Source organism: Streptomyces sp. NPDC056480, assembly GCF_042795405.1.
Lineage (GTDB): Bacteria > Actinomycetota > Actinomycetes > Streptomycetales > Streptomycetaceae > Streptomyces.
In genome coordinates this window covers 1-16,598 of sequence record NZ_JBHTSA010000156.1, presented here as the reverse complement: position 1 = coordinate 16,598, position 16,598 = coordinate 1, and the positions used below count along the sequence as shown (strand labels likewise).

The window sequence follows — 16,598 nt, the reverse complement described above, 5'->3', positions numbered from 1 at the left end:
CCGCGGTGGCCCGGGCCCTTCGCGTAAGGATCAGATGGTGGCGGGCCAGGCGTCGGCCAGCATCTTCCGGGTGTCCGCGAGGAGCTGCGGCAGCACCTTGGTGTGTCCCACGACCGGCATGAAGTTGGTGTCCCCGCCCCAGCGCGGCACCACGTGCTGGTGCAGATGGGCGGCGATCCCGGCGCCCGCGACGGCGCCCTGGTTCATGCCGATGTTGAAGCCGTGCGCGCCGGAGGCGGCCCGCAGCGCGACCATGGCGCGCTTGGTGAAGTCGGCAAGCTCCGCCGTCTCCGCCACGTCCAGGTCCGTGTAGTCGGCGACGTGGCGGTAGGGGACGACCATGAGGTGACCGCCGTTGTACGGGTACAGGTTGAGGACCGTGTACACGCTCTGGCCGCGGGCGATCACCAGCCCGTCCTCGTCCGACTTCGCCGGAATCGAGCAGAACGGACAGCCGTCCTCGGCGCCCGGCCCGGTCGGCTTGTTCTCGCCCTGGATGTACGCCATTCGATGAGGCGTCCACAGGCGCTGGAACGCGTCCTGCGTCCCCACTCCGATCTGCTGCTCCGGCTCAGTCGTCATGCTGTGCAGCATATTGCGTCGCCCGTTCGGAACGTGTCGCCGGGGCGGAAGATCCATGCAGCGGCCATGCTGATCCGATGGACGTGAGGCCGGAGAATCAGGAGCGCTGGGACCGTCGCATGGAGAAGCCGCTCGCGGTGGCATCTCTGCTCTTCCTCGCCGGGTACACGGTGCGGGTACTCGCCCACGGCATGGACCAGGTCTGGCTGGACCTCTGCCTCGCGGTCACGCTCGGGTCGTGGGGCGTCTTCGTCGTCGACTACGTGGTGCGGCTCCGGCTCAGCGGCCTCGGTCCCCTGCGCTTCCTCCGCGCACATCTCCTGGGCACCGTCGTGCTGCTGCTGCCGCTGCTGCGGCCGCTGCAGATGGTGAAGATCTACGAGCAGATCCAGCGCCGCCACGACAAGCCGCGGCTGACCCTCTACGCCCGCGTCATGGCCTACTCCAGCCTCACGGTCTCGCTGCTCGGCTTCGCGGGCGCGCTCGCCGTCTACCAGCACGAGCGCGGCGCCGCGGGGGCCACGATCCACACCTTCGGCGACGCCCTCTGGTGGGCCGCCGAGACGCTGACGACGGTGGGATACGGGGACGTCACCCCGGTGACCGCGATGGGCCGGTTCATCGCGGTGGGCATGATGGCGTGCGGAGTCGCCCTGATCGGGGCCGTCACGGGTTCGTTCTCGTCCTGGCTGATCCAGACGTTCCGGCGGGAGGACGAGAAGAGGCCCCCGGGCGACAACCCGGGGGCCTCCTGAGCTCGTGCGACCGGCGGATCAGACCTGGACGCGGTCCTCGACGATCTTGGCGATCTTGGCGATGGCCTCGTCGACGGGGATGCCGTTCTCCTGCGAACCGTCGCGGTAGCGGAAGGAGACGGCGCCGGCGGCCATGTCCTCGTCACCCGCGATGATCATGAACGGCACCTTCTGCTTCTGCGCGTTGCGGATCTTCTTCTGCATCCGGTCCGAGGACGAGTCGACGTCCACCCGCAGCCCCTGCTTCTTCGCCTTGGCGGCGAACTCGTGCAGGTAGTCGACGTGCGCGTCGCCGATCGGGATGCCGGTGGCCTGGACGGGAGCCAGCCACGGCGGCATCGCGCCCGCGTAGTGCTCGAGGAGCACGGCGAAGAAGCGCTCGATCGAGCCGAACAGCGCGCGGTGGATCATGACCGGGCGCTGCTTGGTGCCGTCCGGGGCGGTGTACTCCAGGTCGAAGCGCTCCGGCAGGTTGAAGTCGAGCTGCACGGTCGACATCTGCCAGGTGCGGCCGATGGCGTCGCGCGCCTGCACCGAGATCTTCGGGCCGTAGAACGCGGCGCCGCCCGGGTCGGGGGTCAGCGGGAGACCCTGCTTCTCGGCGACCTGCTGGAGGACCGCGGTGGCCTCCTCCCAGACCTCGTCCGAGCCGACGAACTTCTCCGGGTCCTTGGTGGACAGCTCCAGGTAGAAGTCGGTCAGACCGTAGTCGCGCAGCAGGTTCAGGACGAAGGTGAGGGTCTTGTCGAGCTCCTCCGCCATCTGCTCCTTGGTGCAGTAGATGTGCGCGTCGTCCTGGGTGAAGCCGCGGGCCCGGGTCAGGCCGTGCACGACGCCCGACTTCTCGTACCGGTACACGGTGCCGAACTCGAACAGGCGCAGCGGCAGTTCACGGTACGAACGGCCGCGCGCGTCGAAGATCAGGTTGTGCATCGGGCAGTTCATGGGCTTGAGGTAGTAGTCCACGCCCTCGTCGAGCTGCATGGGGGGGTACATGCCCTCGGCGTACCAGTCGAGGTGGCCCGACTTCTCGAACAGCTTGCCCTTGGTGGCGTGCGGCGAGTAGACGAACTCGTAGCCCTCCTCCTCGTGGCGCTTGCGCGAGTAGTCCTCCATGACCCGGCGGATGATGCCGCCCTTGGGGTGGAAGACGGCGAGGCCGGAGCCGATCTCGTCCGGGACGGAGAAGAGGTCCAGCTCGTTGCCCAGCTTGCGGTGGTCGCGCTTCTCGGCCTCGGCGAGGAAGTCGAGGTGGGCCTTCAGCTCGTCCTTCGACGGCCAGGCGGTGCCGTAGATGCGCTGGAGCATCGGGTTCTTCTCGCTGCCGCGCCAGTAGGCGGCGGCGTTGCGCATCAGCTTGAACGCCGGGATGTTCCGGGTGGTGGGCAGGTGGGGACCGCGGCAGAGGTCCTTCCAGCACAGGTCGCCGGTCTTGGCGTCGATGTTGTCGTAGATGGTCAGCTCGCCGCCGCCCACCTCGACGTTCGCGCCGTCGTCGGTCGACGCGGAGCCCTTGATGCCGATGAGCTCCAGCTTGTACGGCTCGTCCGCGAGCTCGGCGCGGGCGTCCTCGTCGGTCACCACACGGCGGGCGAAACGCTGGCCGCGCTTCTGGATCTCCTGCATCTTCTTCTCGATGACCTTGAGGTCCTCGGGAGTGAAGGGCTTCTCGACGTCGAAGTCGTAGTAGAAGCCGTCCCGGACCGGCGGGCCGATGCCCAGCTTGGCCTCGGGGAAGAGCTCCTGCACGGCCTGGGCCATGACGTGCGCGGTCGAGTGGCGCAGGATGTCGAGCCCGTCCGGGGAGGAGATCTCGACGCCCTCGACGACATCGCCGTCGGCGAGCTCGTACGACAGGTCCTTCAGCTCGCCGGCCACGCGGGCGGCGATGATGGTGCGGTCGTCGGCGAACAGGGCGCCGGCGGTGGTGCCCGCGCTCACCGCCCTCTCCTCTGCCTCCGAGGCGGACTGGACGGTCACACGGACTTCAGACACGGGTACTCCGTACATAGGGGCGCAAGCAGACACGAGGTGCCGGCGCCGGCGGTGCGCGACAGGTACGAGGTGCCGCGCACGGCCGATCCTACCGAGGCCACGGGGGCGCCCGCGAAACGGTTTCCCGTCCGCCGGGCCACCCGCGAAAGGGTTTCCCGCCCGCCGGGCCCCGCCGCGTGCCTCACCCCTCGTCCGGTCCGCACGCCTCCTCGAAGAAGTCGAGGTTCTCCTGGAGGGACTTCATCAACCGGTCCCGTTCCGTCTCGTCCACCTGGACGGGGACGACCCCGGAGGCGTCCGTGAGCCGGCGGAAGCCGCCCCGGCTCTCCAGCCGTCCCACCACCCGGATCGGGAGCCCGACGAGATGGGCGTGCCCGGCGGTGCGGTACGCCTCCTCGTCCAGGCTGACCCGGACGTGCGGGACCTCGGCCCCGCCGAGCACCCGGAGCCGAACGGTGCCCTCGCCGCGCGGCCCGGAGCGGCGCATGCGGACGACGGCGCCGGTCAGCCGCACCGGCACGGAGGGCTCGTCGGTCAGATAGCGGGCGCTCGCCTCGCGCAGCGCGGGCAGGTCGCCGGGCGAGAACTCGACCGGTTCGGGCCGGGCGGCACAGCCCTCGGGAGCCCCGGCGGACGGCGCCCACTCCAGGGCGATCCTGGCTCCCTCGGTGCCGCGCACCAGGGCCACGAGCGCCTCGGTGAGCTCCCGGCTGACGCCCGCCTCGACGGCCGTGTCGAAGGCCTCCATGCCACCGGTGGCCCGCTGGTAGTCGGTGGCCTCGCGGGCCGCGTGGAGGGCGTGGTAGAGCCGGACGGCGATGGGACGGCCCGGTGCGACGGGCAGGAACGCGGTGAGCCCGCGCCCGCCGGGCGCCGCGCCGACGACGACGGTCTCCAGGGAGGCCTGGGCCGGGCGCCGGTGCCTGGCCCCGTAGTACCCGGCCCTGCCCCGTACGGCGAGGGCGCCGGCGAGGAGGAGCTGGCGGGCGGCGGACCTGAGCTGCTCCTGCACGGTCCAGGGGACGATGCCGGCCGGGCCCGGGGGCACGTCGCGCCACCAGCGGATCTCGTCACTGGGCACGGCGAGGCCGGTGAGGACCTCACGGGCGGAGGGCGTGGCGCTGTGGGCGAGGGCGGCGAGCGCCTCGCCGAGCAGGTCCTCGCAGTCCGGGAAGGCGCGGCTCTCCGGCACGAGCAGGCTGGTGCCGGTGCCGCTGCCGGGCGGGGTCCAACGGCTGTAGCGCCCGGCCGCCCCGCCCCGCCGCCGCCAGCCGTGGCGGGCCAGCAGGGCACCGAGGACACGCGGGTCGACCCTGCCGGGGTCGGGGGTGCCCTGGGCGTCGGCCCAGGGTCCGGTGGGCGGGGCCGGGACCCCGGTCCAGGGCCCGGGGGTGTCCCCGGGCGCCGGATGGGGGCGGTAGGGCGGAGGAACGGAGACGGGGCCGTGTCCGGCCCCGCTCCCCTCGTCCCCGAACCTCGGTTCGTCGATCGGTCGGTGCATCAAGGTCTCCCTCCCACGCCGACCCGGGTCATGATCTCGCAGAGCGCCCGGTCGTCGAAGATCCGTGCCGTCGGTACGCGCACGGTGGTCCGGCGCTGTCCCGTGACCGGGTGTCCGGCCAGGTTGATCCAGTAGCAGCAGTGCCTCAGGTCGAGCCGGTCGTGGCTCGCTCTCAGCCAGTCCTCCTGTGACCTCGGGACGAGCATCACGACGAGGATCTTGTGCACGGACACCGGGGTCCTGGCGAGCTTCACCAGGTGGTCGTTGTCGAGGGTGAACGAGAAGGTCTTCCCGGGCGGGCGCGGCGGTATCTGGTAGGTGCACTTGAGCTGCACCTTGATGGTCACCTCGTCGTCGACCGTGTGGCCGGGCGAGCCGTGGCTCACGTGCCAGTCGATGCCGTTGTCCGGAAAGGGCTGGGACAGCGAGCAGCCGGCCGCGGCGGCGACGGCGTGCAGGTATCCCACCTGGAGGGTCTCCATGCAGGCGGTGGTGGCGAGTGAGCCGCGCGTCGGTGCCAGCCGCTGGGGCGGCATCCCTCCCGACTCGGGCTGGGCGAGCGCCATGTCGTCTTCCTTCCCCGTCCCTTGTGTTGTGACCGGTCCGCGTACGGCGCAAACAGTCCGGGTATCACCGTTTCGGGGCAGGGGGTTGGCCATCTGCCGCACGTGTGCAGGGAGTTCAGGGATGACGATGCACTGGTACGAAGGGCCCCTGGCCGCTTTCGACACGGAGACCACAGGAGTCGACGTCGAAGGCGACCGGATCGTGTCCGCCGCCCTCGTCGTACAGGACACGGTGGGGGCGCGGCCGCGGGTGACGCGGTGGCTGGTCAATCCGGGCATACCGGTGCCCGAGGGGGCCACCGCCGTGCACGGACTGACGGACGATCACCTCCAGCGGAACGGCCGGTGGCCTGCTCCGGTGATGGAGGAGCTGGCGCGCGCGCTGGCGGAGCAGAGCGCGGCGGGGCGTCCGCTGGTGGTGATGAACGCGCCGTTCGATCTGACGATCCTCGACCGCGAGCTGCGCCGGCACCGGGCGTCCACGCTCGGCGACTACCTGGGGGGAACCCCGCTGGTCGTCCTCGACCCGCGGGTCCTGGACAAGCATCTGGACCGCTACCGGAAGGGCCGCCGGACGCTCACGGACCTGTGCGCGCACTACGAGGTGGAGCTGGCGGGCGCGCACGACGCGGCGGCGGACGCGACGGCGGCGCTCGATGTCGTACGGGCCGTGGCGCGGCGCTTCTCCTCGCGGCTCGAGCGCCTGACACCGGCGGAGCTGCACACGCTGCAGGCGGTGTGGCACGCGGCGCAGGCGCGGGGCCTCCAGGCGTGGTTCACCCGGCAGGGGACGCCGGAGACCGTGGACCCGTCGTGGCCGCTGCGGCCGGAGCTGGGCACGGCGGCCTGAACGGGGCCCGGCGGCCCGGCACATGACAGAGGCCGGTCCGTCTTTCGACGGACCGGCCTCTACCCGGTGGGCGATACTGGGATCGAACCAGTGACCCCTTCGGTGTGAACGAAGTGCTCTCCCGCTGAGCTAATCGCCCGGGAACGGGTTGAACCATACAGGCCCCCGAGCCCTTCGTTCAAACCGTCCCGCCCGGCGCCCGACCAGCACCCCTCATCGACGCTCCTCGAGCGGCCCCTTCAGACGAGCCGCGATCCCCCGCCGTCCTCCCCGCATCATCAGGGCGTGGTTGGCGCGGAAGACGGGCCGCCCGGGGACGGCGAGGGCGCGCAGCAGCCGGGCCCTGACCTCGACCTCCTGCTCGTACAGGGCGCGGGTGCCGGTGCCTTGCGGGGTGAGGGTCCAGCGGGACCAGCCCTCCAGGTCGCCGCCGAGTCCGGCCTCCAGGACCCGGGCCTCCGGGTCGTGGCGCAGGGCGCGGACGGTGACGACGAGGTCGTACGGGAGCAGGGAGCGGAAGCGTGCGGTGCCGGTGGTGTCGTCGACGGGGACGACCTCGCGGACCTGGGGCCACCAGCGCGGGTACTCCTCACCGCGTTCCAGGACGGCGTAGACGGCGTCGGGCGGGGCGGCGAGCAGCCAGACGCTGCGGAAGCGGTACCGGCACCAGTCCATGCCCCCAGTGTGGACGTACTCAGACGCGAGGGAGCCGGAAGATGAGTACCCGGACGCATTCCCGGCCGGTGTGGCGGGGGCCACACTCCGGACATGGACAACTCCCTGCCGCCCGCGGACGAGCTCGCGCTCGTCGACCGTGAGCTGGCCCGACTCGACGCACACCGGTCCCAGTTGCTGGCCCGGCGGGCCTGGCTGCTCCGGGTGCTGTACGCGCCGGCGTCGACGGTGCCCGGCCCGTTCCCCCCGGCGCCCGGCGCCCGTCCGGCGGTTTCCGGCCCGCGCCCGCCGGTGGCGGACTCGACGCCGCGGAGCGCTCAGAACGTGCTGCTGACGCTCGGCGGCACGCTGCTGACGATCGCGGCGATCGCGTTCACGCTGGTGAGCTGGGGGTCGATGGGCATCGGCGGCCGTTCGGTCGTCCTGTTCGCGGTGACCTCGGCCGCGCTGACCGCGCCGGTGGCGCTGCTGCGCCGGAGCCTGGTGTCGACGGCCGAGTCGGTGGCGGCGCTGGGCCTGGTCCTGATGGTGCTCGACGCGTACGCGCTGCACCGGGTGGCGTTGCCGGAGACGGACGGCCTCGGGTACACGGCGGTGGCCGCCGCGGTTCTCGCGGGCGCGTGGACGGCGTACGGCTCGGCGCTGTCCCGGCTGCGGATCCCGCTGCCGGTGGCGGTGGTCGCGGGGCAGCTGCCGCTGCCGCTCGGCGTGCTCGCGGCCGGGGGCGGCCCGACGGCCTTCGCGTGGGCGGCGCTCGTCACGGCCGCGGCGGACGGCGCGGTGATCCTGTGGACCCGCCCGGCGGCGGTCCGGATCACGGCGGCCGTCGGTGCGACGGCACTGGGCGGCTGGGCGCTCCTGACGGGCGCCTGGCTCTCGCTCACCTGGCCGTGGAGCGGCGCCCCGCTGCTGCTGGCGGCCGCGGCGCTGACGCTGTACGCGGCCCGGCGCCTGCCCGCCCTCGCGGTGGCGGCCTCGGCCGTCGCCGGTCTGGCGACCGTCGCGGCGGCGGGCGGCCTGCTCCGCGCGGCCGTCCCGACGGACTGGATCGTGCCGGTCTACGTCCTGTGCGGACTGGCTCTGGCGTCGGTGTGGCGCCTGACCGCGGCCACGACCGGGGAAGGAGCCGCCGTGGAGGCCGGATGGCGGCTGCCGGGCGGCGTGCGGCTCGGGCTCGCCGGCGCGGGTGCCGGAGTCTCTGCGCTCGGGGTCCTCTGGGCGCTGCCGCCGGTGGCGGTCGGGCTCCTCGGGCCCATGGCCCGGACGACGGAGGTGTGGTCCGGCGAGCACGCCGGGCGGGCGCTGACCTCGTACCCGGGGACGGCCGTCCTCGTCCTGGCGGTCGCCGCCGCCGTCCTCGCGGCCGTCCCGCGCCTGTGGGCCCGCGGTGGCTCCCTCGCCCTGGTCTGGGCGCTGCTCACGGCGCTGCCGGTCTCCCTCGCCCTGCCGTACGCGGCGACGCTCGCCCTTCAGCTCCTGACGACGGCGGCGGCCCTCGCGTGCGCCGTCCGCCCGGGCCCGCTGACGCGCGGCCTGCGTCGCCCGGAACCGGCCGGAGGCCCCGGCACGCCTCAGCCGGAGCCGGCCACCGCCGCCCCGGCCGCCCCGGCCGCCCCCGGTGCCCCCTGGGGCACCTGGGCACCTTCCCGGCCCCGCCCTCAGGCTCCCGCCGAGCCCGGAACCGTCCTGGGATGGATCGCGTACGCCGGTGGCCTGATGTCCGCCCTGAGCGCGGCCGCACTCGCGCTGGACGTGCGGGAGGCCACGTTCGCGGCGCTCGGAGCGCTGCTCCTGCTCCTCGTGGGCGTGGCGGTGCTCGGGGCGGGTGCGCGGCGGGTGGTCGCCGCCTGCGCCGCCGTGCTCACCGCGACCGGGCTCGTGGTCGCGGTGGCCGCCGCCGGCGGGTTCGAGGACCACTGGACGGCACTCGCCCTGCTGCTCGTCCCGGCGGCCACCGCCGCCGTCGGCGCCAAGGCCCGCCCGGTGGCGCTGCCGGTCGAGATCACGGGTGCGGTCGTGGCGCTCCCGGCGTTCGCGCTCGCCGCCTCCCGGCCCGCGTTCCTCGCGCTCGCGCTGGCCCTCGGCGGGGTGATCGCGGCGGCCACGGCCGTACGCCCCGAGCGGCGGCGGTTCGCCGCGTGGACGGCTGCGGTGCTCTTCCTGCTCGCCACCTGGGTGCGGCTCGCGGTGCGGGAGGTGACGACCCCGGAGGCGTACACCCTGCCGGTGACCGTGCCGGCCCTGGTCGTCGGCCTCCTGCGGCGGCGCCGGGACCGGGAGGCCTCGTCCTGGACGGCGTACGGCCCGGGGCTCGCGGCGACGCTGCTGCCGAGCCTGGCCGCGGCCTGGACGGACCCGGAGTGGCCGCGGCCGCTGGCCCTGGGGGTGGCCGCCCTCGTCGTGACGCTGCTCGGCGCTCGGTTCCGCCTGCAGGCGCTCCTGGTCATCGGCGGCTCGGTCCTGGCCCTGGACGGGCTGCACGAGCTGGCGCCGTACGTGGTGCAGGCGGTGGGCGCGCTGCCGCGCTGGCTGCCGCCGGCCCTCGCCGGGCTCCTGCTGCTCGCGGTGGGCGCCACGTACGAGCAGCGGCTGCGCGACGCCCGGCGGCTCCGGGACCGGGTCGCGCGGATGCGGTGACGGACGGGGGTACGCCGAAGGCCCGGGACGATGTTCCGTCTCGGGCTTTCGGACCGGGTGGTGGGCGATACTGGGTTCGAACCAGTGACCCCTTCGGTGTGAACGAAGTGCTCTCCCACTGAGCTAATCGCCCCGGTGCACCGCAAACATTACCGCATGTCAGCGGGGCTCCCGCACCATCCCAGGGTCACTCGTCGATCTTCCACGGCATGACGAAGCCGAACTTCCACAGGTAGACGCCGAGCAGGGCGGCGATGATCACCAGGCCGACGGTGGTGAGGATGATGTTCCTGCGGCGGACCTTGGGGTCGAGTGCGCGCTGTGCGGCCTCCGTGACCTTGCGCTTGGTCCAGCGGAGCACCAGCTGGGCCCAGACGAACTCGGTCGCCCAGATCGCCATGCCGCCGAAGATGACCAGCCAGCCGGGCCCCGGGAGCGGCAGCATGACCACTCCGGCGCCGACCACGGCGAGTCCCACGATGAAGACGCCGACCTGCCAGCTCAGATGGAGGCCTCGTCGGGACTTGATGAACTCCGGTGCGCGGGATCCCAGTTCGGCTTCCTGGCCGTCTGCGGACTCCCCGGTGCGCTCGTCACTCTCCGCATTCATGGTCCCCAACTTACCGGACGCGGAGCTCTCACCGGAATGGTCGTATTACCGCAGGTCACACGCCCCCGAACGAGCTACCTGAACGATCACAAAACCGACAGAGGGGTTTACAACGGCACCTGAGGTGGCATGTCGATTTCGCCGACGTGCGAATCCCCGAGCGCACACTGAGCGAAAGGCCCTGGCGCTTATGAACACCACGGTCAGCTGCGAGCTGCACCTGCGCCTCGTTGTGTCGAGCGAGTCCTCACTGCCTGTACCCGCGGGCCTGCGGTATGACACGGCCGATCCGTATGCCGTGCACGCCACCTTCCACACCGGAGCCGAGGAGACGGTCGAGTGGGTCTTCGCCCGCGACCTTCTCGCCGAGGGGCTGCACCGGCCCACCGGCACGGGCGACGTCCGCGTCTGGCCGTCCCGGAGTCACGGTCAGGGAGTCGTCTGCATCGCGTTGAGCTCCCCCGAGGGAGAAGCCCTGCTCGAGGCCCCGGCGAGGGCCCTGGAGTCGTTCCTGAAGCGGACCGACGCCGCCGTGCCACCGGGCACCGAGCACCGGCACTTCGATCTCGATACGGAGCTCTCCCACATCCTGGCCGACAGCTGAGCCAGGCCGAGAGCCGCACGGCGCCGTCCGACTCGGGGCGACGGCGCCGCGCGGGCAGCCACATAGGCACGACACCGGCGCTCCCCACCGCGCAGCCGGCGCGGTGGAGGGCGCCGTTGTCCTTTTCCCGGTCGCGCTAAAGTCAGCGCCATTCCGCGGGCACCCGCCCGCGGCCGGCCAGGGAGCGAATCGTGCTGATCCCCCACGACACCCGGATCGCCCTCGACACAGTCGTCGATCTGATGAACACCGCGCCGCAGGGCGACCGGGCCGACGAGCTCGCGGACATCCAGGGGCTGCGGACCTTCGTACGCGCGCACAAGATCAGCGACGTGGGCGATCTCGGTGCCGCCGACCTGCGGGCCGTGCGCGGGGTGCGCGAGAAGTTCGCGGCGGTCTTCTCGGCGCCCGAGGCCCGGATCGCGGCCCCCCTGATCAACCAGCTGGTGGCGGGTGCGGGGACCACGCCCCAGCTCACCGACCACGACGGCTACGACTGGCACGTGCACTACTTCGCGCCGGGCGCCTCGGTGGCCGACCACCTCGCGGCCGACTGCGGCATGGCGCTGGCGTTCATCGTGGTGGCGGGCGAGCAGGAGCGGCTGCGGCGCTGCGAGGCGCCGGACTGCGGCCGGGCCTTCGTCGACCTCTCCCGCAACCGCTCGCGCCGCTACTGCGACAGCCGCACCTGCGGCAACCGACTGCACGTGGCCGCGTACCGGGCGCGCCGCAAGGAGGCCGCGGGCTGAGGCGCCGACCGGGGCCGGGGCCGGACTCGGAGCCGGACTCGGGGCCGGACTCGGAGCCGGACTCGGGGCCGGACTCGGGGCCGGACACGGAGCCGGACCACGGTCCGGGGCCGGGCCCGGGGCCGGGCCCGGGGCCGTCACAGGACGAAGAGATCGTGCACGGCGGCCATGAGCAGCAGACAGCCGATCACCCCGAGAAAGATCATCAGCGGGGGCTGGGAGAGCGCGAACAGACAGCCGCGCGGCTCTTCGGCAGGGGCATCGGGGGCGGCGGGGACGGTCTCCCGCGAGGTATCCAGCATCTCGGGGGGATGATCGCGCACCGGAGACCCGGGAAATCCCGCAACACGCCCCATCGCAGGGGCCGTTCACCCCTTCCCGTGGATCGCCGGACGATCACGGGAACGGGAACGGCCAGAAGCGGTCAGATTCCGTGCTTCTTCAGAATCGCCTCGATGTCACTGAAGTCCTCTCCGGCCGGCGCGCCGGTCCCCGGCTTCGCCGTCACGGCACGCGAGGGCGACGACGCCGCAGGCGCCACGGCACCCGGCTCCGCCCCGCCGGTGGTCTCCTTGCGGCCGCCACGGCGCCGCTCCACGGCCCGGGTGGACAGGAAGAGCAGCCAGGCGGCGCCCAGGACACCGAAGCCGGCCCAGGCGACCGGGCTGAACGCCGTGTCCACGAGCCATTCGACGGCGCCCGTCATCACCAGACCGATCGGCACCAGGGAGTAGGCCGCGATCCGGGCCGCGGACAGGAACCGCTTCCGGTACGCCGTGATCGCGGCGATGCCCAGGCCCGCCACGGACACCGCGGAGCAAATGGTCTCGGCGAGCATACGGGCCTCCAGGTCCGGGTGATACGTCCCTTCCATCCTGCACCGGCGAGGGCCTCCGCGGCCATGTCCCGGGCCCGGTCTCAGGGAGATCTCCGGGTCGGCCCCGCCCCGATCTCCTCCCCAGGTCCCGGTCGGGAGACACCCGCTCCTCCCTGGTGAGGGAGACTGCTGTCATGAGTGACTCCACCACCGCACCCGCCTCCCCCGTCGTCCTCGAGGCGTGGTTCGACCTCCAGTGCCCCGACTGCTTCCAGGCCCTCGACGACGTCCGCGCGCTCCGCGAGAAGTACGGCGACCGGCTCGACGTACAGCTGCGGCACTTCCCGCTCGCGAAGCACAAGCACGCGTACGCCGCCGCGCAGGCCGCCGAGGAGGCCTTCGAGCAGGGCAAGGGCTGGGCGTACGCGGAGGCGCTGCTCACCAGGACCGCGGAGCTGGGCGAGCGGGGCGAGCCGGTGCTCATGGAGGTCGCCACCGAACTCGGCCTGGACGCCGAGGAGTTCGACACGGCGCTGATCGACGGCCGGCACCTCCTGACCGTCGACGCGGACGAGGCCGAGGGCAAGGCGATCAAGGTCACCGGCACCCCGACCTATGTCGTCGACGGCCGGCGGCTGGACGGCGGCCAGAGCCAGGACGGTCTGCGCGAGCGCATCGAGGAGATCACCGACCGCCTCCTGGAGGTCTGAAGGCCGAAGGCCCTGAGCTCCGGCCGCCCCGCCGCCCTCCCCTACCGCAGCTCCTTCGCGCTGTTGACGTAGGTCGTGCGGTAGCCGAGCGACTCGTAGAGCCGGATCGCCGGGGTGTTGCCCGCGAAGACGTGCAGTCCGAGCAGGGTCTCCCCGGCCTCCCGGGCGACCCGCTCGGCGAGCAGCATCAGCGCCCGCCCGTAGCCGTGCCCGCGGTGCGCCTCGTCGACCTCGATGTCGTACACGAAGGCAGCCCAGCGGCCCTGCTCCAGCTCGATCCGGCCGGTCCACAGGAAGCCGGCGGGCCGGCCGTCCCGGACGACCACGTGGATCGCGACCCCGGGGGTGGCGAGGCCCTCCGGAAGGTACTTCGCGTGGCTGCTCTCGGCCTTGGCGCGGGCCTGCTCCTCGGGCACCCCGCGGTCGATCCAGCTCCGCGCGAAGCCCTCCTTGGCCCGCGCCTCCCATGCCGCGTACTCGGCCCCGGTCATCGGCCGCACCTCGACGCCCGCCGGCAGGGCCGGCGGCTCGGCGGGCAGTTCCTTGACCATGTTCCGGCTGCGCTCGGTGTAGCCGAGTGAGCGGGCCATCCGCAGCGCCGGTCCGGCGTCGGCGGGGACGGAGATCTGGACCTCGGCACAGCCCCAGCCCCGCAGCACCTCCTCCGAGGCCAGCGCCGCGACCGTGCCACGGCCCCGCCCCCGGTCCGGTTCGCGGACCCCGAGGCGGCTGATCACACCCGAGGCGGCCCCGAAGCCGGGGTCGGTGGAGAGGTGCACGGAACCGACGCGGCGGCTGTTCACGCACACGTCATAGGTACGGGAACGGCCGCCGTCGGGCGTCTGCTGAAGCGGCTCGGCCGGCCGCAGGGTGGTGGTCATCAGTCGTGTTCTACCCACCCGGGGGCCGTCCGTCATCAGGTTTTGCGCGAGGCGGCTAGGCGAGCCGCGGATCCCGGTCCCGCGCGGCGTGCTCGTCGAAGATCCGCATGGCCTTGGCGGTGACGGGGCCGGGCGACGGCGACAGCTCGCGTCCGTCGACGCGGTGCACGGCCTGGACGTCGCGGAGCGTCGAGGTCAGGAAGATCTCGTCGGCGCTCTCCAGGACGTCCAGCGGCAGATCGGTCTCCTGCGCGCCGGTCCACTGGACGGTGAGGGCGCGGGTGATGCCCGCGAGGCAGCCGGAGGAGACGGGCGGGGTGAGGATCCGGCCGTCGACCACGACGAAGACGTTGGAGCCGGTGCCCTCGCAGAGCTGCCCCACCGTGTTGGCGAAGAGCGCCTCGGAGGCGCCCTGCTCGCGCGCCCGGGCGAGGGCGACCACGTTCTCGGCGTACGAGGTGGTCTTGAGTCCGGTGAGGGCGCCGCGCTCGTTGCGCGTCCAGGGCACGGTGATCACCGCGGTGGAGTCGGCGCGCCGGCCGGTCTCCCCCAGGCCGACCACCAGGCTGGCCCCCGCGTCGCCGCGCTCCGAGCCGAGCGGCGAGAGGCCGCCGGTGTACGTGATGCGGAGCCGGCCGAGCTCCATCGGGTTCGCCTCGAGGACGGCGGCGCAGGCGCGGCGGACCTCGTCGAGGTCCGGGTCGGGCAGGCCGAGGCCGCGGGCGGAGCGGGTGAGGCGCTCCAGATGGAGGGTGAGGGCGAAGGTCTCGCCGCGTACCGCCTTGACCGTCTCGAAGATGCCGTCGCCGACGGTCAGTCCGTGGTCCAGTACGGAGACCAGGGCGGTCTCCGCGTCGTGCAGCCCGCCGTTGACCCAGATTTTCATCGAGAAGTGGCCTTTCCGGTCGCCTCGAGGGCGCCTGACTCGTAGGCGCCCGACGCTATCGCGACCAGCCGGGACGCCTTCAGCTCGGTCTCCTCCCACTCGCGCTCCGGGTCGGAGCCCCAGGTGATCCCGGCGCCGGTGCCGAAGCGGAGCACGCCCTCGGGGCGGTCGATCCAGAAGGTCCTTATCCCGACGGCCAGCTCCGCCGTGCCCGCGTCGGCGTCGACCCAGCCGACACCTCCGCAGTACGGGCCGCGGGGGGCGGTCTCCAGGGCATCGATGATCCGCAGCGCGCTGGACTTGGGCGCGCCGGTCACGGAGCCGGGCGGGAAGGTGGCGTCGAGGAGCTCGGGCCAGCCGGCGTCCTCGCGCAGCAGGCCGGTGACCGTGGAGACGAGGTGGACGAGGCCGGGGTGCTCCTCGATCGCGCAGAGGGCGGGGACGGCGACGGAGCCGGTCCGGCTGACGCGCCCCAGGTCGTTGCGGACCAGGTCGACGATCATCACGTTCTCCGCGTGGTCCTTGGGCAGGAGGTCGGCGGCGGTGCGGCCGGTCCCCTTGATGGGACCCGAGGAGATCAGCGCCCCCTCCCTGCGGAGGTAGAGCTCGGGGGAGGCGGTGGCGATCTCGACGCCGTGAGCGGGCAGCCGGATCGTTCCGGCGTAGGGGGCGGGATTGCCCCGGGCGAGGAGCGCGGTGAGGGCGTCGACGTCGGCTGCGGCCGGGTCCGGCAGCGGCGCGGTCAGCACCCTGCAGAGGTTCGCCTGGTAGACCTCGCCACGCGCGATGTGCTCGCGCACGCGCCGGACGCCCGCGATGTACGCGGCGCGGTCGAGGGAGGACGTCCAGTCACCGGCGGCGGGCCCGCGCCAGGCGCCGGGGACGGGAGCGGGGACGGGGTCGGGCCGCACGTCCCCGAAGCGGGCGCAGGTCAGACGCCCCTCGAAGTCCGCGCAGACGGCCCAGAAGCCGGTGGAGTCCAGGGCTTCGGGGTCGTGGGTGACGTCCCGGAGGTCGGTCGCGAGGAGGCCGCCGAAGCGGGCCAGCGGAGCAAGGTCGTACACGCATCGAGTCTAGGTCCGCCGGAGGAGGGACACCGGGGCACGGGCGACGGGGGCTCCCCGCCACCTCGGGAGCACGGCGGGTGAACGTGGCGCGAACTCTCCGGGACGCCCTGCCGGGCACAAGGATCGGCGCGCAGGTCAGCACGCTGCGGAAACGCGTTTTTGTGCTGGCCCAGGAATCCGCTAGAGTTCAACACGTCGCCGGGACGCGCAAGCGAAACGGAAACGACAAGCGGACGTGGCTCAGTTGGTAGAGCATCACCTTGCCAAGGTGAGGGTCGCGAGTTCGAATCTCGTCGTCCGCTCGATGTGGGGGATCTTCCCGAACCCCTGTATTCACTCCTGGTGGAGTGGCCGAGAGGCGAGGCAACGGCCTGCAAAGCCGTCTACACGGGTTCAAATCCCGTCTCCACCTCCAAGCGCGATTAGCTCAGCGGGAGAGCGCTTCCCTGACACGGAAGAGGTCACTGGTTCAATCCCAGTATCGCGCACGCAGAACAACCGAAGATCCGGTCCGCATGGACCGTCCCGCGCGATTAGCTCAGCGGGAGAGCGCTTCCCTGACACGGAAGAGGTCACTGGTTCAATCCCAGTATCGCGCACGCAGTACGCAGTACCTCCGGGTACGTCGTGTGCACCACCCGCGCGATTAGCTCAGCGGGAGAGCGCTTCCCTGACACGGAAGAGGTCACTGGTTCAATCCCAGTATCGCGCAC

Annotated in this window: 17 protein-coding genes and 7 tRNA genes; 11 read left to right on the top strand and 13 right to left on the bottom strand. The window is 72.6% G+C overall.

What is annotated here, in order from left to right; genetic code table 11:
- Window positions 1-30 precede the first annotated feature (30 nt).
- Entirely contained in the window at window positions 31-594 is a 564-nt protein-coding gene (locus tag ACFQ79_RS36960) for an HIT family protein (RefSeq protein ID WP_383591772.1), read from the bottom strand.
- A gap of 65 nt (window positions 595-659) precedes the next feature.
- Here ACFQ79_RS36960 and ACFQ79_RS36955 point away from each other — a divergent pair, with 65 nt between their 5' ends.
- Window positions 660-1,337, top strand: coding sequence for a potassium channel family protein (locus ACFQ79_RS36955; RefSeq protein WP_383591769.1), 678 nt, complete (start codon window positions 660-662; stop codon window positions 1,335-1,337).
- Window positions 1,338-1,355: 18 nt separating this feature from the next.
- On the opposite strand, the gene thrS is transcribed toward ACFQ79_RS36955, so the two are convergent.
- From thrS to ACFQ79_RS36940, 3 genes are all read right to left on the bottom strand, one after another.
- A complete protein-coding gene (gene thrS, locus ACFQ79_RS36950; RefSeq protein ID WP_355961148.1) occupies window positions 1,356-3,332 on the bottom strand; it encodes a threonine--tRNA ligase in 1,977 nt (658 codons plus the stop codon).
- 181 nt (window positions 3,333-3,513) lie between these two features.
- Window positions 3,514-4,833 carry a hypothetical protein gene (locus ACFQ79_RS36945; RefSeq protein WP_383591766.1) on the bottom strand — a complete coding sequence of 440 codons (1,320 nt, stop codon included), beginning with the start codon at window positions 4,831-4,833 and terminating at the stop codon, window positions 3,514-3,516.
- Window positions 4,833-5,399 carry a DUF4365 domain-containing protein gene (locus ACFQ79_RS36940; RefSeq protein WP_383591763.1) on the bottom strand — a complete coding sequence of 189 codons (567 nt, stop codon included), beginning with the start codon at window positions 5,397-5,399 and terminating at the stop codon, window positions 4,833-4,835. Before ACFQ79_RS36940 ends, ACFQ79_RS36945 begins: the two co-directional genes overlap by 1 nt.
- 121 nt (window positions 5,400-5,520) lie before the next feature.
- On the opposite strand from ACFQ79_RS36940, the gene ACFQ79_RS36935 reads away from it, so the two are divergent.
- Window positions 5,521-6,249 carry a 3'-5' exonuclease gene (locus ACFQ79_RS36935; RefSeq protein WP_030316204.1) on the top strand — a complete coding sequence of 243 codons (729 nt, stop codon included), beginning with the start codon at window positions 5,521-5,523 and terminating at the stop codon, window positions 6,247-6,249.
- 67 nt (window positions 6,250-6,316) lie between these two features.
- Here ACFQ79_RS36935 and ACFQ79_RS36930 read toward each other — a convergent pair.
- Both ACFQ79_RS36930 and ACFQ79_RS36925 read right to left on the bottom strand, forming a co-directional pair.
- Window positions 6,317-6,388 (bottom strand) — tRNA-Val (locus ACFQ79_RS36930).
- A gap of 74 nt (window positions 6,389-6,462) precedes the next feature.
- Window positions 6,463-6,924 carry an SRPBCC family protein gene (locus ACFQ79_RS36925; RefSeq protein ID WP_383591760.1) on the bottom strand — a complete coding sequence of 154 codons (462 nt, stop codon included), beginning with the start codon at window positions 6,922-6,924 and terminating at the stop codon, window positions 6,463-6,465.
- A 93-nt stretch (window positions 6,925-7,017) separates the two neighbouring features.
- On the opposite strand from ACFQ79_RS36925, the gene ACFQ79_RS36920 reads away from it, so the two are divergent.
- The gene (locus ACFQ79_RS36920) at window positions 7,018-9,561 is read left to right on the top strand and encodes an SCO7613 C-terminal domain-containing membrane protein (RefSeq protein WP_383591757.1); all 2,544 of its coding nucleotides are present in this window, start codon (window positions 7,018-7,020) and stop codon (window positions 9,559-9,561) included.
- Between the two features lie 58 nt (window positions 9,562-9,619).
- Here ACFQ79_RS36920 and ACFQ79_RS36915 read toward each other — a convergent pair.
- Window positions 9,620-9,694: transfer RNA gene (locus ACFQ79_RS36915), tRNA-Val, on the bottom strand.
- A gap of 54 nt (window positions 9,695-9,748) precedes the next feature.
- The gene (locus ACFQ79_RS36910; protein ID WP_073914771.1) at window positions 9,749-10,171 is read right to left on the bottom strand and encodes a TIGR02611 family protein; all 423 of its coding nucleotides are present in this window, start codon (window positions 10,169-10,171) and stop codon (window positions 9,749-9,751) included.
- 190 nt (window positions 10,172-10,361) lie between these two features.
- On the opposite strand from ACFQ79_RS36910, the gene ACFQ79_RS36905 reads away from it, so the two are divergent.
- Window positions 10,362-10,775: an SsgA family sporulation/cell division regulator gene (locus ACFQ79_RS36905; protein ID WP_015032345.1), complete on the top strand. Its 414-nt coding sequence runs from the start codon at window positions 10,362-10,364 to the stop codon at window positions 10,773-10,775.
- Between the two features lie 191 nt (window positions 10,776-10,966).
- Complete coding sequence (locus ACFQ79_RS36900; RefSeq protein WP_148004938.1) at window positions 10,967-11,524, top strand: CGNR zinc finger domain-containing protein; 558 nt, start codon at window positions 10,967-10,969, stop codon at window positions 11,522-11,524.
- A gap of 137 nt (window positions 11,525-11,661) precedes the next feature.
- On the opposite strand, the gene ACFQ79_RS36895 is transcribed toward ACFQ79_RS36900, so the two are convergent.
- A complete protein-coding gene (locus ACFQ79_RS36895; protein WP_167346850.1) occupies window positions 11,662-11,826 on the bottom strand; it encodes a hypothetical protein in 165 nt (54 codons plus the stop codon).
- A 122-nt stretch (window positions 11,827-11,948) separates the two neighbouring features.
- Complete coding sequence (locus ACFQ79_RS36890) at window positions 11,949-12,362, bottom strand: hypothetical protein (RefSeq protein ID WP_383591754.1); 414 nt, start codon at window positions 12,360-12,362, stop codon at window positions 11,949-11,951.
- A gap of 173 nt (window positions 12,363-12,535) precedes the next feature.
- Here ACFQ79_RS36890 and ACFQ79_RS36885 point away from each other — a divergent pair, with 173 nt between their 5' ends.
- A complete protein-coding gene (locus tag ACFQ79_RS36885) occupies window positions 12,536-13,051 on the top strand; it encodes a DsbA family protein (protein WP_383591751.1) in 516 nt (171 codons plus the stop codon).
- 41 nt (window positions 13,052-13,092) lie between these two features.
- On the opposite strand, the gene ACFQ79_RS36880 is transcribed toward ACFQ79_RS36885, so the two are convergent.
- Genes ACFQ79_RS36880 through ACFQ79_RS36870 form a run of 3 tightly spaced genes read right to left on the bottom strand, consistent with a single transcriptional unit; the run spans window position 13,093 to window position 15,882 of the window.
- Entirely contained in the window at window positions 13,093-13,932 is an 840-nt protein-coding gene (locus ACFQ79_RS36880; RefSeq protein WP_383591748.1) for a GNAT family N-acetyltransferase, read from the bottom strand.
- 55 nt (window positions 13,933-13,987) lie between these two features.
- Window positions 13,988-14,818: an aminotransferase class IV gene (locus ACFQ79_RS36875; protein WP_383591745.1), complete on the bottom strand. Its 831-nt coding sequence runs from the start codon at window positions 14,816-14,818 to the stop codon at window positions 13,988-13,990.
- Window positions 14,815-15,882 (bottom strand): chorismate-binding protein, encoded by a 1,068-nt coding sequence (locus tag ACFQ79_RS36870; RefSeq protein ID WP_383591742.1) that lies wholly within the window; start codon window positions 15,880-15,882, stop codon window positions 14,815-14,817. Before ACFQ79_RS36870 ends, ACFQ79_RS36875 begins: the two co-directional genes overlap by 4 nt.
- A gap of 232 nt (window positions 15,883-16,114) precedes the next feature.
- Between ACFQ79_RS36870 and ACFQ79_RS36865 the strand changes: the two genes are divergently transcribed.
- The 5 genes from ACFQ79_RS36865 to ACFQ79_RS36845 all read left to right on the top strand — a co-directional run bounded on the left by ACFQ79_RS36865 (window position 16,115) and on the right by ACFQ79_RS36845 (window position 16,597).
- Window positions 16,115-16,187 (top strand) — tRNA-Gly (locus tag ACFQ79_RS36865).
- A gap of 39 nt (window positions 16,188-16,226) precedes the next feature.
- Window positions 16,227-16,300 (top strand) — tRNA-Cys (locus ACFQ79_RS36860).
- A 1-nt stretch (window position 16,301) separates the two neighbouring features.
- Window positions 16,302-16,373 (top strand) — tRNA-Val (locus ACFQ79_RS36855).
- Window positions 16,374-16,412: 39 nt separating this feature from the next.
- Window positions 16,413-16,484, top strand: a tRNA-Val gene (locus ACFQ79_RS36850).
- A gap of 41 nt (window positions 16,485-16,525) precedes the next feature.
- A tRNA-Val gene (locus ACFQ79_RS36845) sits at window positions 16,526-16,597 on the top strand.
- Window position 16,598: the final 1 nt, after the last annotated feature.

Coding starts and splice junctions, on each gene's coding strand:
- ACFQ79_RS36890 (WP_383591754.1), bottom strand. CDS start 12,362: ATGCTCGCCGAGACCATTTGCTCCGCGGTGTCCGTGGCGGGCCTGGGC.
- ACFQ79_RS36875 (WP_383591745.1), bottom strand. CDS start 14,818: ATGAAAATCTGGGTCAACGGCGGGCTGCACGACGCGGAGACCGCCCTG.
- ACFQ79_RS36880 (WP_383591748.1), bottom strand. CDS start 13,932: ATGACCACCACCCTGCGGCCGGCCGAGCCGCTTCAGCAGACGCCCGAC.
- ACFQ79_RS36960 (WP_383591772.1), bottom strand. CDS start 594: ATGCTGCACAGCATGACGACTGAGCCGGAGCAGCAGATCGGAGTGGGG.
- ACFQ79_RS36885 (WP_383591751.1), top strand. CDS start 12,536: ATGAGTGACTCCACCACCGCACCCGCCTCCCCCGTCGTCCTCGAGGCG.
- ACFQ79_RS36905 (WP_015032345.1), top strand. CDS start 10,362: ATGAACACCACGGTCAGCTGCGAGCTGCACCTGCGCCTCGTTGTGTCG.
- ACFQ79_RS36955 (WP_383591769.1), top strand. CDS start 660: ATGGACGTGAGGCCGGAGAATCAGGAGCGCTGGGACCGTCGCATGGAG.
- ACFQ79_RS36925 (WP_383591760.1), bottom strand. CDS start 6,924: ATGGACTGGTGCCGGTACCGCTTCCGCAGCGTCTGGCTGCTCGCCGCC.
- ACFQ79_RS36920 (WP_383591757.1), top strand. CDS start 7,018: ATGGACAACTCCCTGCCGCCCGCGGACGAGCTCGCGCTCGTCGACCGT.
- ACFQ79_RS36910 (WP_073914771.1), bottom strand. CDS start 10,171: ATGAATGCGGAGAGTGACGAGCGCACCGGGGAGTCCGCAGACGGCCAG.
- ACFQ79_RS36935 (WP_030316204.1), top strand. CDS start 5,521: ATGACGATGCACTGGTACGAAGGGCCCCTGGCCGCTTTCGACACGGAG.
- ACFQ79_RS36940 (WP_383591763.1), bottom strand. CDS start 5,399: ATGGCGCTCGCCCAGCCCGAGTCGGGAGGGATGCCGCCCCAGCGGCTG.
- ACFQ79_RS36945 (WP_383591766.1), bottom strand. CDS start 4,833: ATGCACCGACCGATCGACGAACCGAGGTTCGGGGACGAGGGGAGCGGG.
- ACFQ79_RS36895 (WP_167346850.1), bottom strand. CDS start 11,826: ATGCTGGATACCTCGCGGGAGACCGTCCCCGCCGCCCCCGATGCCCCT.